Origin of the sequence: Brevibacillus nitrificans, from assembly GCF_003710965.1 — a bacterium.
Lineage (GTDB): Bacteria > Bacillota > Bacilli > Brevibacillales > Brevibacillaceae > Brevibacillus > Brevibacillus centrosporus.
Genome location: NZ_RHHU01000001.1, coordinates 63,645 through 79,646, shown reverse-complemented (window position 1 = coordinate 79,646; position 16,002 = coordinate 63,645). Strand labels below are relative to the sequence as shown.

The window sequence follows — 16,002 nt, the reverse complement described above, 5'->3', positions numbered from 1 at the left end:
TTGCCTTTGTAAAAATCGCCAAATTTTTGTCTATAATGTTGGAGAATGGGGTGCCTGTTTCATGTTTCTACGGGATCTGCTCATGCCGCTGCTGCCAGCTACGCTCGCAGGGGATGACAGTATGGAGATTACAGGTTTGACAGCAGACTCACGCCAGGTTCAGCCGGGCTATTTGTTTGTTTGTCTGACTGGATATACCGTGGATGGACATTCGTATGCGGCCCAAGCGGTTCAAAAAGGAGCCGTTGCCGTACTATCCGAAAAAGATTTGGATGTGCCAGCGACTATTGTCAAAGTGCCGGATACACGGCGGGCAATGGCTATGCTGGCTGACCGTTTTTACGGCTCTCCCACGCGTGAACTGAGGCTGATCGGTGTGACCGGGACGAACGGAAAGACGACGACGACACATTTGATCGACAAGATTCTACGCGACCAAAGCAAAGAGACCGGTCTGATCGGCACGATTCACATGCGGATCGGAGAGGTCACGGAAGAAGTGAAGAACACCACGCCAGATGCGCTGGACCTGCAGAAGAGCTTCCGCCGTATGCGGGATGTGAACACAGAGTACGCGATCATCGAGGTTTCTTCCCATGCGCTGGAAATGGGACGCGTCCGCGGCTGCAACGTACATACCGCAGTCTTTACCAATTTGACGCAGGATCACCTGGATTACCACAAGACGATGGAAAACTATCGGTACGCCAAATCCCTGCTGTTTTCTCAATTGGGCAATAGCTATGACCCCGATCGATTGAAAACGGCTGTTTTGAATGCAGACGATGAGGCATCCGAGCTTTACGCTACAGTGACGCCGGCTCGTGTCATCACGTACGGAATCGATCGAGCGGCGGATGTTCATGCGACCGACATCGAAATCACCAGCAAAGGGACCTCCTTCACCGTGCATACCTTCGCCGGGAGCGTGAAGATGGATCTGAAGCTGATGGGGAAATTCAATGTGTACAACGCTCTGGCTGCAACGGCAGTCGGACTGGCAGAAGGCGTTTCGCTCGAGGCTATCAAAAGCAGCCTGGAAGCCGTTGCTGGCGTAAACGGGCGCTTTGAATCGGTGGATGCGGGACAGCCGTTTGCGGTTTTGGTCGATTATTCGCATACTCCAGACAGTCTGGAGAACGCACTGATTACCGTGAAGGAATTTGCCAAGCAGCGAATCTTTTGCATTGTCGGCTGCGGCGGGGACCGCGATCGTACCAAGCGCCCGATTATGGCGCAAATTGCAACAAAGTATGCGGATCACACCGTCTTAACGTCTGATAACCCTCGCTCAGAGGAGCCGCAAGCGATCATTGACGACATGCTGGCCGGACTCAGTGAAGTAGCGCAAGACCGCTACACGGCCGTAGCTGATCGACGTGAAGCGATTCACTATGCGGTTTCACAGGCGAAGCCGGGCGACGTCATCCTGATTGCAGGAAAAGGACATGAGACGTATCAAATCATCAAAGATCAAGTACTGCCGTTTGACGACCGTGAAGTTGCGCGGGAAGCGATCGCCACGTACACCCAAGAATAGAGACAGATGCATTCGAAGCATCAGAGAAAGGAGGCTCGGGCATGTTCGCTGACAACGTACTTATCGTCACGATCGTCGCCGCGTTTCTCATCGCCGTACTCATCGGTCCACTGTTTATCCCGGTCCTTCGCCGCCTCAAATTCGGGCAGGCGATTCGGGAAGAAGGTCCTGATTCTCATCAAAAGAAGGCTGGAACCCCTACGATGGGCGGAACCATTATTCTTTTGGCACTCATTTTTACCGTGTTAAAGTTTGCCAATGCAAAAATGGAAATTTACTTCCTCTTACTGGTGACGCTTGGATACGGACTAATTGGGTTTTTGGACGACTTCATTAAGATTAAAAAGAAACGCAATCTGGGCCTGACGGCGAGACAAAAGTTCGCAGGTCAAATTTTGCTGGCAGTAGGCGCGTATATCCTGCTGATTCTCATGGGGCATGATACATCCTTGCATTTGCCAGGGACTCCATGGAAGCTTGAGCTCGGCTATTTCTACTTCCCGTTCCTTTTGTTCCTGTTGGTGGGCACGACCAATGCCGTCAACCTGACAGATGGCTTGGACGGTCTTTTGGCGGGTACCGGGGCGATTGCGTTTGGCGCGTATGCGATCATCGCATGGTTTGGTCAAGATTACGATACAGCTATTTTTAGTGCAGCTGTCGTCGGGGCCGTTCTCGGTTTTCTGGTTTTCAATGCGCATCCGGCACGGGTATTCATGGGGGATACGGGCTCTCTGGGATTGGGTGGCGCTCTTGCAGGTATTGCCATCATGACCAAAACAGAGCTGCTGCTCGCTATCATCGGTGGTGTCTTTGTAGTAGAAACCCTGTCGGTTATCATGCAGGTGGTTTCTTTCAAAACGAGAGGAAAACGCATCTTTCGGATGAGTCCGCTCCACCACCATTTTGAATTGACGGGCTGGTCGGAGTGGCGTGTCGTAGTAACGTTTTGGCTGGTGGGCATGTTCTTTGCCGGCCTGGGTGTATACCTCGAGGTGGTGACAATCCGATGAATCGGTATCAAAATCAAAGCGTTGTCGTGATAGGAATGGCGAAAAGCGGTGTGGCAGTGGCAAAACTGCTCCACCGCTTTGGTGCGAATGTCGTCGTGAACGATAAGAAAGCACGGGAAGAGGCGACAGGAGCAGAAGAGCTGGAGGAGCTCGGAATACCCGTAATATGCGGCTATCATCCGGATGATTTGATTCATCCCGGCATTTCGTTAGTTGTGAAAAATCCAGGGATTCCTTATGAGGCACCTCCTGTAGCAAAAGCAATGGAATTGGGTATTCCGGTGATCACCGAAGTCGAGCTGGCTTCCCAGATCGCGAAAGCCCCCATCATCGGCATCACAGGCTCCAACGGGAAAACGACGACTACCACGCTGGTGGGTCTCATTCTCAAGGAAGCTGGGATCGAAGCGATGGTCGGTGGAAACATCGGGACGGTCCTGTGTGGACTGGCAGAGGTGGCAGAGCCGGATCAGTGGCTGGTCGCCGAGCTGAGCAGCTTTCAGTTGATGGGGACGAGAGAGTTTCGCCCTCACATCGGCGTCCTGTTAAATCTGTACCCCGCGCATCTGGATTACCACCACACGATGGACGAATACCTCGCTGCGAAATGCAAGCTGTTTGCCAATCAAACGGCAGACGATGCGGCGATCTTGCCCTTTGACCAGCTGCAGGTGCGGGAAAAATGCGGGGAGCTGTCTGCCTGTACGTACTTCTTCAGCAAAACGCAGGAGGTTCCTCGTGGAGCCTATGTCGATCAGGGGATGATCGTCTTTGTCGACGGTGAGGGCTCTCGGGAAGAAATCATCGCGGTGAAAGACATTACCGTGCCTCATGTGGACAATGCCTTGGCAGCCATTATCGTGACTAGACTGGCAGGTGCGGACAAGCAATCGATTGCCCAGGTTCTCTCTGCTTTTCCAGGTGTCGAACACCGGATGGAGTTTGTCGCGACGAAGAATGGGGTAAAGTACTTTAACGATTCCAAGGCAACGAATCCGGAGGCGGCATCAAGGGCGCTGCAGGCGTGCAAGGAGCCGATCGTGTGGATCTGCGGGGGACTGGACAGGGGAATCGATTTCCGAGAGCTGGTTCCTGTCATCACGGGCCGTGTCAAAGCGGTCGTCGCACTTGGGCAAACCGCACCTATTTTGCTCGAACGGGCGCGTGAAGCAGGGATTAAGGAAGGAATCCGTGTCGATACTGTGGAGGCAGCCGTTCTTGCTGCTTCCAAGTTTGCAGATGCGGGGGATGTGGTATTGCTCAGCCCGGCGTGTGCGAGCTGGGACATGTTTCCTTCATTTGAAGTGAGGGGGAGCATGTTTAAGGACGGCGTGCATAGACTGTAAACAAGCCTAGCATATCGTCCCATGCACATTTGAAAAACTACCGAAGAGCGGGACGCGTGAGAAAGGATGACCTGGCACTATGAGCAAGGTACGCTCTGCTCCCGACTTCGTAATTATTTTTGCAACACTTTTTTTATTAGGAATTGGCATTGTGATGGTGTATAGTGCAAGTGCCATCGTAGCCCAAAAAGCACCGTTTAACGACCCATATTTCTTCGCCAAGCGTCAGCTGATTTTTGCCCTGCTCGGCATTACAGCGATGTATGTCACCATGAACATTGATTACTGGGTGTGGAAGCAGTGGGCAAAGCCTGGCTTCTATGCGAGCATCGGCCTCTTGATCCTCGTGCTTATCGTGGGGATTGAGGTCAATGGATCGAAAAGCTGGCTCGGGTTTGGCGCGTTCGGCATTCAGCCTGGCGAGTTTGCCAAGCTGGGTGTAGTTGCGTTTTTGGCGAGATGGCTCTCTGACAACCAGAAGCAAATCGTTCTTTTCCGAAAAGGCCTTGTACCAGCTCTTGCTATCCCGCTTGTCTGCTTCGCCTTAATCATGCTGCAGCCCGATTTGGGGACAGGTACGGTTTTGATGGGAACGGCAGTCGTCATGATTTTTGCGTCTGGTGCGAAAATCAGTCATTTTGCTGCATTGGGGATGGTTGGGGTAGCAGGCTTCATTGGATTGATCCTGTCGGCACCTTACCGGATCAAACGGATCACTTCCTTTCTCGATCCATGGTCAGACCCATTAAATACAGGTTATCAGATCATCCAGTCGCTGTATGCGATCGGTCCCGGGGGACTTCTGGGACTGGGGCTCGGCCAAAGCCGACAAAAGCATCTGTACTTACCGGAGCCTTACAATGATTTCATCTTCTCCATCGTGGCAGAAGAATTGGGCTTTATTGGCGGAACACTTATTTTGCTGCTGTTTCTCCTTCTGCTATGGAGAGGAATGCGGACAGCGATTACGGCACCAGATTTGTTCGGGAGCCTATTGGCGCTCGGAATCATCGGTATGATTGCCATTCAGGTCGTCATCAATATCGGCGTTGTGACAGGGATGTTTCCTGTAACGGGTATTACTCTGCCATTTTTAAGCTACGGGGGTTCTTCCCTTACGTTGATGCTGACAGGAGTGGGAGTCCTGTTGAACATTTCCCGTTTTTCTAGATAAGGATGTGATTGTATGCGCGTCGTCCTAACAGGCGGTGGCACAGGTGGACATATTTATCCGGCGCTTGCGGTGGCGAGGGAAGTTTCCCGCCAATATCCGCAGGCTGCCTTTTTGTATATTGGCAGTAAACACGGTTTGGAAGCGCAGCTGGTACCACGGACGGAGATTCCTTTTCAATCCGTTGAAATCAGTGGCTTGAAAAGAAAGCTCAGCTTCGACAATATCAAGACCATTTGGAAATTTATCCGGGCGGTCGCAGATGCCAAACGCATGCTGCGGGAATTCAAGCCGGATGTGGTCATAGGTACGGGCGGCTATGTATGTGGTCCTGTCGTTTATGCGGCAGCCAAACTGGGAATCCCTACACTCATTCATGAACAAAACGTGGTCCCAGGTCTTACGAATAAGTTTCTCTCGCGTTCCGTAAGCAAGATCGCGGTATCGTTTTCCGAGTCGCTGTCCTTTTTCCCGCAAGCCAAAACGGTACTGACAGGGAACCCGCGAGCGACAGAGGTCATGCATGGAAATGCGGAAGCAGGACGCAAATTCATTGGTGTAGATGCCAGCAAAAAGATCGTGCTGATCTTTGGTGGAAGCCGTGGGGCACGGGCGATCAACGAAGCGGTGCTCTCCATGGTAAATCAACTGTCCATGTTTCCCGATACCCATTTTGTCTATGTAACGGGGGATATTCACTTCGAAAAAATCTCTGCATCCCTAGGGGAAATGGGAAATCTTCCTGGCAACCTTTCCGTGCTTCCATTCGTCCACAATATGCCGGATGTTTTGGCGGCGACGCATGTGCTCGTAGGACGTGCAGGCGCATCGACTTTGGCAGAAGTGACAGCCTTGGGCGTCCCTTCTATTCTTATTCCGTCCCCGTACGTGACCAATAACCACCAGGAAAAAAATGCGCGCGGATTGGAGCGTGCAGGTGCGGCAGAGGTCATTGTCGAACGGGATTTGACGGGAGAAAGCTTGCTGAAATCGTTGGCAGATCTGTTGAACGACCAGCCAAAATGGGAGCAGATGCGCGAGTGCTCCTTGTCCCTGGGAATGCCAAAAGCAGCCACAGATATCGTCGCACAGCTGCGTGCATTGGCTAGCAAAAAATGATCAGATGGGCGATTGTCACGCCGATCTGGGCGATCGCATAGTATGGAGCAAACACGTGATAAGAACTAGGTCCGACCTAGCATGTGTATCAGGAGGTTCACAGATGAAACAAATCGCAGAAGAGCTATTGCAGGCAGGAATCGAAAAAGTGTGGACCAATGAACCTCTCGCCAATCATACGACTTGGCGGATCGGGGGTCCTGCTGACTTGTTAATCCAGCCGAAGGACAAAGACTCCTTGCAGGCAGCTTTCCAGATTATCCATCGACATGAAATTCCTTGGAGTGTAATCGGGCGCGGCTCCAACCTTCTGGTGAGGGACAGAGGTATACGCGGTGCCGTGCTCAAAGTGGCTGAGGGTTTGAGTCACTGCGAATTCAGGGGCGAAGAGGTGTGTGTGGGTGCCGGATATTCCATGATCCGCCTAGCGATGGAAACGGGTAAGATGGGTTTGACAGGGATGGAGTTTGCAGGAGGAATTCCTGGTACCGTAGGCGGTGCCGTCTACATGAATGCAGGTGCACACGGATCTGATCTTTCACGTATTCTTATTGATGCCGAAATCCTCTTTGAAAACGGTGAAAGAAAAGTGTTGACGAACGAAGAATTGAGCTTCAGCTATCGGACTTCTCTTTTGCAACAGAGAAAAGGGATTGTGGTAGAGGCGCGGTTTCGCTTGCAACCCGGTGATCGCAAAGAGATTGCGGCTACGCTGGCTGCGAACAAGGAGCGGCGTCGATTGACACAGCCTTTGCAAATGCCGTGTGCCGGAAGTGTGTTTCGCAATCCGCCAGGTGATCATGCAGGTCGGTTGATCGAGGCGGCCGGGCTGAAAGGCTACCAAATCGGAGGAGCTCAAGTTTCGGAAAAACACTCGAATTTCATCGTCAATTGTGGAGGGGCCACGGCTACCGACGTCCTCACCTTGATCGATTACATTCGGAGCACGATCCAGAGCAAGTATGGGATTGATCTGCATCCGGAAGTCCTGGTGGTGGGCGAGGGGTAACACGGAGGTGAAAGTTTGGAGACTTTTGCGATCGAAGGCGGAAAACCTCTGTCCGGTTCGCTTCGGATCCAAGGTGCTAAGAATGCTGCTCTTCCCATACTTGCTGCGGCCATATTAGCGGAAGGGCAATTTTATATCTATGACGTCCCCTTTTTGAAAGATATCAAAGTGATGCTGGAAATCCTAGACTCGCTGGGGGCCAAAACGAAGTATCAGGATGGGTGTGTGGATCTGGATACAACATCTGTCTGTGTTCCACATATCCCAGATAACTTGATGAGCCAGATGCGATCCTCCATCTTTCTGGCAGGTCCTCTGCTAGCTAGACTGGGTGAAGTTACGATTTCCAGACCGGGTGGATGTGATATCGGGGAACGCAGGATTGACTTGCATTTATCCGGGTTAACGGCGCTGGGAGCCAAAATGGAAGAATCCGAAGGCTATATTACGTTTCGCGCGAAGCAATTACGCGGGACCAATATCTTTCTCTCCTTTCCCAGTGTGGGTGCGACCGAAAATATCATGATGGCGGCAGTGTTGGCAAAGGGCACGACACGCATCTGCAATGCAGCGAGAGAACCGGAAATCATTGATTTGCAAAACTTTTTGAATGCGATGGGCGCGCGAATTCGGGGAGCGGGTACGGACACGATCGAGATTACCGGTGTACCGAAATTACGCTCGGTCAGCTATCGCATCATTCCAGACCGGATCGTGACGGGGACATTCCTGCTTGCGGTCGGGGTGGCGCAGGGGCATGTGGAATTGACCAATACCCTGCCGGAGCATCTCACGGCATTGATTGAAGTGGCCCGTAGCTGCGGTGTTGAAATCAAGACCCGCCATGATATAATGGAAATCAAAAGTACATCGCGCCCGCGCGCCTATGACCGGATTATCACCTCGCCTTTTCCGGGATTTCCGACCGATTTACAGGCGCAGTTGATGGTGTTTTTGTCACAGGCTAGAGGTACGAGTGTTATCAAAGAGACGATCTTTGAGGCAAGATTCAAACATGTGAATGAATTGGCGCGGATGGGCGCCTCCATATACGTGGATCTGGGATCGGCGATTATCCGCGGCGTGAATAAGCTGACGGCGACCAGCGTGGAAGCGACAGATCTTCGAGCAGGTGCAGCGTTGGTACTCGCTGGGCTTGCTGCAGAAGGAACGACAACCGTAAACCAGATTCATCATATCGACAGGGGCTATGAGCGGTTAGAGCAACAGCTGAAGCAGCTGGGTGCGAACATATCGCGAGTGTCGGTATAACCGAAGGAGCGAAGCGGCATAGTGCTATGCCGCTTTCCCTGTTTTGTATCATTACATATATTCCAATCTGATCCAATTATTTCTATTGTGATCCAACTATTCCGGCAGGTGAAAAGTCCTGCACATGGATGGAGAAAGGATAGGGTCATGGCGGTATACGAGGAACGCATTCCGCAAGTCAAGCAGCAACGCCCCAAGCGAAGGGGAAACCGCAAACTGGTCTTTCTGCTCGTGCTGTTTTTTCTCATTGTACTCATCATTGTATTCATTCGCTCACCATACAGCAAAGTGCAGGAAATTCAGGTGTTCGGCAACGACATCTATCCCGCGGAACAGATTATCAATCAATCTGGCTTGAAGAAGGATATGCAGTTTCTGAATGTATGGGAGGGCAGTGTACAAAAAAACTTGCAGCCGCTCGAGGGCATTAAGGAAGTCACTGTCAGCCGCTCGTTCCCGGGTGTCATCGCCCTGCATGTAACCGAGCAGAAAAGGGTAGCATTTTGGAGCGGACAAGACGGCACGCGCTATCCGTTGCTGGAAAACGGCATGGTGCTAAAGAAGGTCAACTTTGCCAATCGCGTAGTGGACAGGCCTCTGATCAGCTCATGGGCATCACCGGAGCTGCTGCCCAACCTTGCAAAGTCTTTATCCAAGCTAAACCCGTCCGTTTTGGGCGAGATCTCGGACATCACGCTGACACCAACGATTTATGACAAGCAGCGGGTAACCCTGTTTATGCGGGATGGCAACGAAGTGCGCAGCGTTGTGTACAAATTGGACAAGATGCTGAACTGGTACCCGTCGATCGTCAAGGAGCTTCCTAAGGATACAAAAGGTGTTCTGTCCCTCTTTGAACAGCCGTGGTTTGTGCCTTATGGAGCAGCGAACGAAGCGGTTCCACTTCAAAATACAACCGAACAGTCTCAATAGCCGCAGTAAAGGATAAAGGGGAAGGAAAACCATGAGTCGACGTCGCAAATTTCATCTCTATTTAACCGTCGTGACGTGCTGTACCGGGTTTCTGGTGGCAACCTCGATCGAGACCACGAAGCTGACGCGCAAAGAGCGCTACAACGACCAGCTGTTCCAACAGGAGACGCAGCTCAATGACCGGATCTTATCGGAAAAAGAGCAAAACAGACATTTGGAAGACCAACTGATCGATCTGCAGCGCCAGGTAGGAAAAGTGGAGGAGGCCATGGCAGAACGCAAATCGGAAGCGGCGGATGCCTTAAGTCAGCTGGAAGCGGCACGTATGCTGGCAGGTGTAGTGGCAGTAGAAGGTCCGGGCCTGGTCATCACGATGCAGGATAGCCAAAATGCGGCGAGCAATGCAGATATCGCCAACTACATCGTCCATGAGCAGGATGTCCGGCTGGTTGTAAACGAGCTGCGTGCAGCTGGAGCGGAAGCAATCAGCATTAACGGTCAGCGCTTGGTCAGCAATTCATCCATTCGCTGTGTAGGACCAACGATCATTGTAAACGGGATCAAGTCGGCTGCTCCTTTCGTCGTAACCGCCATCGGAGATCCGTCGATCATGGAGAGTGCATTGAATCTGCCGGGCGGCGTGCTACATTCCCTGCAGGATTTTGTCCAGATCGATGTTGCAAAGAAAGACCGCGTTCAGTTGCCTGCTTTTGTAGGTGACGCCAAAACCAAACACTCCTAGGTGAAGGATGCGTTTACCTATGTTACAAAAAAGCCGTAAAATCACGTTTATTCTTGCCATTATTAGTGCTATCATAGGTGTGATGTTGACAGTACAGCTCAGAAGCAGTCTGCATCCCGTTCACAAAGAGTCACGCAGTATTGCTGAGCTGCGTACGACCCTGCAAAAGGAACTAGAAAAGCATAAAAACCTTCTGGCTGACATCTCCAAGTACAATCAGCTGTACTACCAGTACGAAACCTCGTTAAGTGAGGATGAAAGTATCTCCGTCATGAAAGAGGAACTGGCTCGCAACCGCAGAATGGCAGGGATGGTAGCCGTAGAGGGAGAAGGTGTCGTACTGAAAGTAGTCGATGCCCAAATACCGGAGGAACCGATCCTGGATGAAAACATGACAGCACCTGTCGTTGGGGAGTACACGATCGATGACGAAGATTTACGGTGGCTGGTCAATATTTTGTTCGCCAACGGTGCACAGGCCATTTCCATCAACGATCATCGGCTGATTTCCACGACTGCCATACGCAATGTCGGGGACACCATCCAGATCGATACGCGCACGATTCAGCCCCCATACGAGCTGAAAGCCTTGGGAGACCCGGAAGTTCTTCTGTCCGCCCTGAAGTTGGAGGGAGTCGAAGAAAACTTCCAGCTCGCAAACAAGAAAGTGCTCGCGGAAAAAATGGACAAGCTTATGATTTCTGCCAATAATGAAACCCGCACCATCCAATATATGAAACCTGTAAAAGAAAAAGGAGATTCGTAACCATGTGGCTCCCGCTTATCGGACTGATTGTCGGTCTCGCTGTCGGCTTCTTGCTGGATTGGCGTGTGCCCCAGGAATATAGCAGCTATCTTTCCATTGCCTTATTGGCCGGATTGGATACAATCTTTGGTGGGATTCGTTCGTTTCTGGAGCGTACATTTAATGTTCGGATTTTCTTGTCCGGATTCTTTTTCAATACGCTCTTCGCGGCCGGTCTCGCTTTTATCGGCGGATTTTTGGGGATTGACCTTTACTTGGCAGCGATCGTTGCATTTGGCGTACGCTTGTTCAATAATCTAGCAGTTATTAGGAGGATTGTTCTATCCCGTTGGATAAATCAACAGGACTAGATCAAAAGATGGGAAGATGGTCATATTTTTACAAAAATTAAAGATGAAAAAAAGGGAATGGTTGTCCTGTGTGGAATAATTTATGCAGGTGTTCTCACTTTAGCAAAATAAAAGTCGTAGCAGGGGAGGTGTCACAGGTTTGGTAAGCAACGAACTCATCGTCAGCCTAGATATTGGAACATCCAAAGTACGCGTAATGATCGGCGAAATCAACAATGGTTCCATCAACATCATCGGCGTCGGCCAATCGCACTCAGAGGGCATTAAAAAGGGCGTGATTGTCGACATCGACCAAACCGTGCATGCCATCCGGGAAGCGGTAGACCATGCAGAGCGCATGGTTGGCGTTTCGATCGAAGAAGTGTATGTCGGTATCACTGGGAATCATATTGAGCTGCATGAAACACAAGGGGTTGTCGCTGTATCCAGCGAAGACCGTGAGATACGAGAAGAAGACATCCAACGCGTTATTCAAGCAGCAAAGGTTGTTGCCATCCCGCCGGACCGTGAAATTATCGAGGTCGTTCCCAAAGAGTATATTGTCGATGGACAGGGTAGTATAAAAGACCCACGAGGAATGATTGGCGTCCGGTTGGAAATGGAAGGAACCATTGTGACCGGTTTGAAAACGGTTGTACATAACATTGTTCGTTGCGCCCAGAGGACGAATCTGCGAGTTGCTGGAATTTTCTTGCAACCGCTTGCGGCCAGTACTGTCGCTCTTTCCAAGGATGACAAAAACATGGGTGTCGTTTTAGTCGACATCGGTGCGGGTTCTACCACGATCGGTGTATTTGAGCAAGGAAAATTGGCAGCTACCACCGTAATCGGCATCGGTGGCGACCACATCACCAGCGACATCTCGCTGGGACTTCGCACCCATACAGACGTTGCAGATCGCGTGAAAACGAAAAACGGCTGTGCATTGATCGACGAAGCATCAGAAGATGTGAAGTTCAAAGTAAACAGGATTGGCAGCGATGTGGAGAAGCAGTTTACGCAAGTCGATTTGGCCAACATTATTGAGCCGCGTGCTGCTGAGATTTTCCAATTAGTTGAGGATGCTGTTTACAAATTGGGCTTCCGTGACGAAATTGCAGGTGGGTATGTACTGACAGGGGGCACTGTAGCGATGCCAGGCATGTTGGAGCTGGCAAAGGAAGAGCTTGATGCACCTGTACGTATTGCCATTCCGGATTATATTGGAGTACGGGATCCTGCCTACACCACTGGAGTAGGTTTGATTCAATATGCCTTGCAGTTGATGGAGCGCCGTAGCATCCGTGTGACCCCCTCTTTCAAAGGCACCCAGAAGCAAACCGTGTCTAAGCCGAAAGATGGCAACGGTCTGATGGAAAAAGTGAAAAACTGGTTCAGTGAATTTATTTAACAACGGCTGCTGCTGTTTACCTTGACGATGGTGAATATTGGAATGTTTCGTTTTACGAAAAAAGTGGTAAAAATCAACGGAATGTTACAATGTTTGTCTAGGGCCTTTTAAGCAGACACGGAGCTTTCTTATGTTGAATTGGGGAGGACTAGCAATATGCTGGAATTTGATATGGATTTGGAATCCTTTGCGCGAATTAAGGTCATTGGTTGTGGAGGCGGAGGCAGCAACGCCGTAAACCGCATGATCGCAGGCGGTGTAAGAGGGGTAGAATTCATTACCCTGAATACGGATGCACAAGCACTCCAACTATCTAGTGCTGACATTAAACTGCAAATCGGTGAAAAGCTGACACGTGGTCTCGGTGCAGGGGCTAACCCGGAAATCGGGAAAAAAGCTGCAGAAGAGAGCCGCGATCTGATTGAAAATGCACTGCGTGGAGCAGACATGGTATTCGTAACAGCCGGTATGGGTGGAGGTACGGGTACGGGTGCTGCGCCAGTAGTAGCAGAGATCGCAAAGGAATTGGGAGCTCTGACAGTTGGTGTCGTTACTCGTCCATTTTCGTTTGAGGGTCGCAAGCGTTCCCAGCACGGTGAAGCTGGTATTGCGGCCTTGAAAGAGAAAGTGGATACACTGATTGTTATTCCAAACGATCGCTTGCTGGAAATCGTCGATAAAAACACGCCAATGCTAGAAGCATTCCGTGAAGCAGACAACATCCTGCGTCAAGGTGTACAAGGGATCTCTGACCTGATTGCTGTTCCAGGTCTGATCAACCTTGACTTCGCTGACGTCAAAACGATTATGACAGAGCGTGGCTCTGCCCTGATGGGTATCGGGGTAGGCAGCGGCGAAAACAGAGCGGCAGAAGCGGCGCGTCGTGCCATCTCCAGCCCTCTCTTGGAAACGTCGATTGATGGTGCACGCGGTGTTCTGATGAACATCACTGGCGGTACCAATCTGAGCCTGTATGAAGTCAACGAAGCGGCGGATATCGTTTCCTCTGCAGCTGACCCTGATGTAAACATGATCTTTGGTGCGGTTATCAACGAAGATCTGAAAAATGAACTCGTTGTAACAGTGATCGCGACAGGCTTTGAACACGCGCAAAGACCGGAAATACCTCGCCGCCCGCAGCAGCAGGTAAATCCGGCAAGTAACCGCCCAACCCCTGTATCGAACACAAACACGGCTCGCCCGAAAGAGGAAGAGGATGACAAGTCCTTCTTCTCGATGAGCAATCTGGACAATCTGGATATTCCAGCTTTCCTGCGCAACCGCCGTCGCAATAAAAAGTAGGATAAAATCCGCATAGAGAAGACCTTGTTCCCACGAGAGGAACGAGGTCTTTTTTTGTGCAGTAAGAATTCATGAGTACAACTAAGGCTCTGCCACAAAGCTTGGGGAAGCCAAGTTTCTAGTTTGGTTACATCTGTCCATATTTAAAAATAGTAGAGTCAAACTGAAAAAAATCTTCTACAAAATATCCAAAAATACATCGTCAAGAATTGACAGACTTTACATACACATTGATATATACTGCATTTACTGGCAAGTGAAAGAGGCATAGAGAGCGCGACGTGTCGGGGGGTGAGAGAGCAGATGGTTGTGTATCTTGATATCATTCTACTCCTGAACATGGCTATTGATACCTTGTTGCTATGGTTCACCGCTTATTTTCGAAAAGAACGCGTAGTTTGGTGGAGAATACTCGTCGCTTCCTTGTTTGGCTGTACATATCTTGCCTTCTTTTTCTTCCCGGCGTTTTCTTCGATGTATCAGTGGTCGATCAAGCTGCTCTTTTCTATTCTCATGCTCTGGATTGCCTTCGGTAACAGAAGGCTGCTGACCTTCACCCAGAACCTGATCATTTTTTACTTTGTCGCCTTTGTTTTTGGCGGAGGTGTTTTCGGCCTCCAATACTTTCTCGCCCCGCGAAACGAAATCGTGAATGGACTGATCGTGACACACAACGATGGCTTTGGCGTCGGTTTCAAGCCCACATTGCTGATTCTCCTTGCTGGGTTTGCCATGATGTACTTCATCGGGAGAAAGAGCTATCGGGCGATACAAGAGCCGCGCAAGCTAAATGCCTTTCTCGTCGATGTCGTCGTGACGCTGGCAGGAGAAAAAGTGATCTGTCGAGGTCTCGTAGATACGGGCAACCAGCTGCACGAGCCGATCACTCGAATACCGGTCATGATCATGGAAAGTCGTATGCTGGCACATCTGCTTCCGCCGCCGCTTCTCCGACAAACCGATGATAACGGTGGAGTGTGGGAGAAGCTGGACGGATCCTGGGAGGATCTTCCTGTAGAGTGGCAGTCCCGAGTCAGACTGATTCCGTATCGCAGCGTCTCGCGAGGAATGGACTTTTTACTGGCGGTGAAACCAGACCATGTCATCGTTTTGCAAGGCAGTACCCGTTATGAGACCCACAAGGTGCTGATCGGCCTCAACCCTATTCCGTTGGCCGCAGACGGGCATTATCAGGCCATCGTGCATCCCGCAATGATGGAGACCTATTCTCAAGAATCGACCTTTATTCTCGAACAGGAGGGCTAATCATGTACGTAAAACTTCGCCTGCAACTACAATTGACCTGGTATCGTTTTTTGCTATGGATTGGAGCACGCGCTGAAGAAGTCTATTACATCGGCGGGAGTGAAGCCTTGCCTCCACCATTGACCAGGGAAGAAGAGGAGATCTTGCTAGGTCGCCTTCCTTCAGGGGATCCAGCTGTGCGGGGAATGCTGATCGAGAGAAACCTGCGTCTGGTTGTCTACATCGCACGCAAGTTTGAAAACACAGGAATCAATATCGAGGACCTGGTCAGCATCGGTACGATTGGTTTGATTAAAGCGGTGAATACCTTTGATCCAGACAAAAATATCAAGCTGGCGACGTATGCATCACGCTGTATCGAAAACGAAATTTTGATGTATTTGCGCCGGAATAATAAAATCCGCTCCGAGGTGTCGTTTGACGAGCCGCTCAACATCGATTGGGATGGCAATGAGCTTTTGCTCTCTGATGTATTGGGGACTGAGAATGACACGATTTATAAAAATATCGAGGATCAGGTCGACCGCAAGCTCCTGAAAAAGGCACTCGATAAGCTATCCGAGCGCGAACGGATTATCATGGAGCTGCGCTTTGGGCTAGCAGGGGAAGAAGAGAAGACGCAGAAGGATGTCGCGGATCTATTGGGGATCTCGCAGTCCTATATTTCCCGGTTGGAAAAGCGAATTATAAAACGGTTGCGAAAAGAATTCAACAAGATGGTCTAACGCATATTTTCCCAGTCGAGGGAGATACTGTTCCTAAACCGAAACAGAGGTAGCTTTT

Annotated in this window: 15 protein-coding genes; all 15 read left to right on the top strand. The window is 50.5% G+C overall.

The features are described 5' to 3' along the window. Positions 1-61 precede the first annotated feature (61 nt). The 15 genes from EDM59_RS00365 (at position 62) to sigE (ending at position 15,944) form a co-directional block, all read left to right on the top strand. Positions 62-1,540 (top strand): UDP-N-acetylmuramoyl-L-alanyl-D-glutamate--2,6-diaminopimelate ligase, encoded by a 1,479-nt coding sequence (locus EDM59_RS00365; RefSeq protein ID WP_122921819.1) that lies wholly within the window; start codon positions 62-64, stop codon positions 1,538-1,540. Positions 1,541-1,581: 41 nt separating this feature from the next. Next, on the top strand, positions 1,582-2,553 hold the full coding sequence (mraY, locus tag EDM59_RS00360; RefSeq protein WP_122921818.1) for a phospho-N-acetylmuramoyl-pentapeptide-transferase: 972 nt from the start codon (positions 1,582-1,584) through the stop codon (positions 2,551-2,553). Then, positions 2,550-3,899, top strand: coding sequence for a UDP-N-acetylmuramoyl-L-alanine--D-glutamate ligase (gene murD / locus EDM59_RS00355; RefSeq protein ID WP_122921817.1), 1,350 nt, complete (start codon positions 2,550-2,552; stop codon positions 3,897-3,899). The genes mraY and murD overlap by 4 nt, the downstream gene beginning before the upstream one ends. 79 nt (positions 3,900-3,978) lie before the next feature. Then, positions 3,979-5,073 (top strand): stage V sporulation protein E, encoded by a 1,095-nt coding sequence (gene spoVE, locus EDM59_RS00350; RefSeq protein WP_122921816.1) that lies wholly within the window; start codon positions 3,979-3,981, stop codon positions 5,071-5,073. A 12-nt stretch (positions 5,074-5,085) separates the two neighbouring features. After that, positions 5,086-6,189 (top strand): undecaprenyldiphospho-muramoylpentapeptide beta-N-acetylglucosaminyltransferase, encoded by a 1,104-nt coding sequence (murG, locus tag EDM59_RS00345; RefSeq protein ID WP_122921815.1) that lies wholly within the window; start codon positions 5,086-5,088, stop codon positions 6,187-6,189. Positions 6,190-6,292: 103 nt separating this feature from the next. Next, on the top strand, positions 6,293-7,198 hold the full coding sequence (murB, locus tag EDM59_RS00340; protein WP_122921814.1) for a UDP-N-acetylmuramate dehydrogenase: 906 nt from the start codon (positions 6,293-6,295) through the stop codon (positions 7,196-7,198). A 15-nt stretch (positions 7,199-7,213) separates the two neighbouring features. Next, positions 7,214-8,470 (top strand): UDP-N-acetylglucosamine 1-carboxyvinyltransferase, encoded by a 1,257-nt coding sequence (murA, locus tag EDM59_RS00335; RefSeq protein WP_092267765.1) that lies wholly within the window; start codon positions 7,214-7,216, stop codon positions 8,468-8,470. A 147-nt stretch (positions 8,471-8,617) separates the two neighbouring features. After that, complete coding sequence (locus tag EDM59_RS00330; RefSeq protein ID WP_122921813.1) at positions 8,618-9,403, top strand: cell division protein FtsQ/DivIB; 786 nt, start codon at positions 8,618-8,620, stop codon at positions 9,401-9,403. 31 nt (positions 9,404-9,434) lie between these two features. Next, a complete protein-coding gene (locus EDM59_RS00325; RefSeq protein ID WP_092267767.1) occupies positions 9,435-10,145 on the top strand; it encodes a DUF881 domain-containing protein in 711 nt (236 codons plus the stop codon). A 19-nt stretch (positions 10,146-10,164) separates the two neighbouring features. Further along, complete coding sequence (locus tag EDM59_RS00320; RefSeq protein ID WP_122921812.1) at positions 10,165-10,911, top strand: DUF881 domain-containing protein; 747 nt, start codon at positions 10,165-10,167, stop codon at positions 10,909-10,911. 2 nt (positions 10,912-10,913) lie between these two features. Then, the gene (locus tag EDM59_RS00315; protein ID WP_092267769.1) at positions 10,914-11,261 is read left to right on the top strand and encodes a small basic family protein; all 348 of its coding nucleotides are present in this window, start codon (positions 10,914-10,916) and stop codon (positions 11,259-11,261) included. Positions 11,262-11,400: 139 nt separating this feature from the next. Continuing rightward, on the top strand, positions 11,401-12,651 hold the full coding sequence (gene ftsA, locus EDM59_RS00310) for a cell division protein FtsA (protein ID WP_122921811.1): 1,251 nt from the start codon (positions 11,401-11,403) through the stop codon (positions 12,649-12,651). Between the two features lie 156 nt (positions 12,652-12,807). After that, positions 12,808-13,953: a cell division protein FtsZ gene (gene ftsZ, locus EDM59_RS00305; RefSeq protein WP_122921810.1), complete on the top strand. Its 1,146-nt coding sequence runs from the start codon at positions 12,808-12,810 to the stop codon at positions 13,951-13,953. A 303-nt stretch (positions 13,954-14,256) separates the two neighbouring features. After that, the gene (gene spoIIGA / locus EDM59_RS00300; protein ID WP_122921809.1) at positions 14,257-15,219 is read left to right on the top strand and encodes a sigma-E processing peptidase SpoIIGA; all 963 of its coding nucleotides are present in this window, start codon (positions 14,257-14,259) and stop codon (positions 15,217-15,219) included. 2 nt (positions 15,220-15,221) lie between these two features. Further along, the gene (sigE, locus tag EDM59_RS00295) at positions 15,222-15,944 is read left to right on the top strand and encodes an RNA polymerase sporulation sigma factor SigE (RefSeq protein ID WP_092267773.1); all 723 of its coding nucleotides are present in this window, start codon (positions 15,222-15,224) and stop codon (positions 15,942-15,944) included. Positions 15,945-16,002: the final 58 nt, after the last annotated feature.

Excerpts from the sequence above, each read along its gene's own strand:
- murG (WP_122921815.1), top strand. The coding sequence starts at position 5,086 with ATGCGCGTCGTCCTAACAGGCGGTGGCACAGGTGGACATATTTATCCG.
- sigE (WP_092267773.1), top strand. The coding sequence starts at position 15,222 with ATGTACGTAAAACTTCGCCTGCAACTACAATTGACCTGGTATCGTTTT.
- EDM59_RS00315 (WP_092267769.1), top strand. The coding sequence starts at position 10,914 with ATGTGGCTCCCGCTTATCGGACTGATTGTCGGTCTCGCTGTCGGCTTC.
- murB (WP_122921814.1), top strand. The coding sequence starts at position 6,293 with ATGAAACAAATCGCAGAAGAGCTATTGCAGGCAGGAATCGAAAAAGTG.
- spoIIGA (WP_122921809.1), top strand. The coding sequence starts at position 14,257 with ATGGTTGTGTATCTTGATATCATTCTACTCCTGAACATGGCTATTGAT.
- EDM59_RS00365 (WP_122921819.1), top strand. The coding sequence starts at position 62 with ATGTTTCTACGGGATCTGCTCATGCCGCTGCTGCCAGCTACGCTCGCA.
- ftsZ (WP_122921810.1), top strand. The coding sequence starts at position 12,808 with ATGCTGGAATTTGATATGGATTTGGAATCCTTTGCGCGAATTAAGGTC.
- EDM59_RS00325 (WP_092267767.1), top strand. The coding sequence starts at position 9,435 with ATGAGTCGACGTCGCAAATTTCATCTCTATTTAACCGTCGTGACGTGC.
- spoVE (WP_122921816.1), top strand. The coding sequence starts at position 3,979 with ATGAGCAAGGTACGCTCTGCTCCCGACTTCGTAATTATTTTTGCAACA.
- EDM59_RS00320 (WP_122921812.1), top strand. The coding sequence starts at position 10,165 with ATGTTACAAAAAAGCCGTAAAATCACGTTTATTCTTGCCATTATTAGT.
- EDM59_RS00330 (WP_122921813.1), top strand. The coding sequence starts at position 8,618 with ATGGCGGTATACGAGGAACGCATTCCGCAAGTCAAGCAGCAACGCCCC.
- mraY (WP_122921818.1), top strand. The coding sequence starts at position 1,582 with ATGTTCGCTGACAACGTACTTATCGTCACGATCGTCGCCGCGTTTCTC.
- murD (WP_122921817.1), top strand. The coding sequence starts at position 2,550 with ATGAATCGGTATCAAAATCAAAGCGTTGTCGTGATAGGAATGGCGAAA.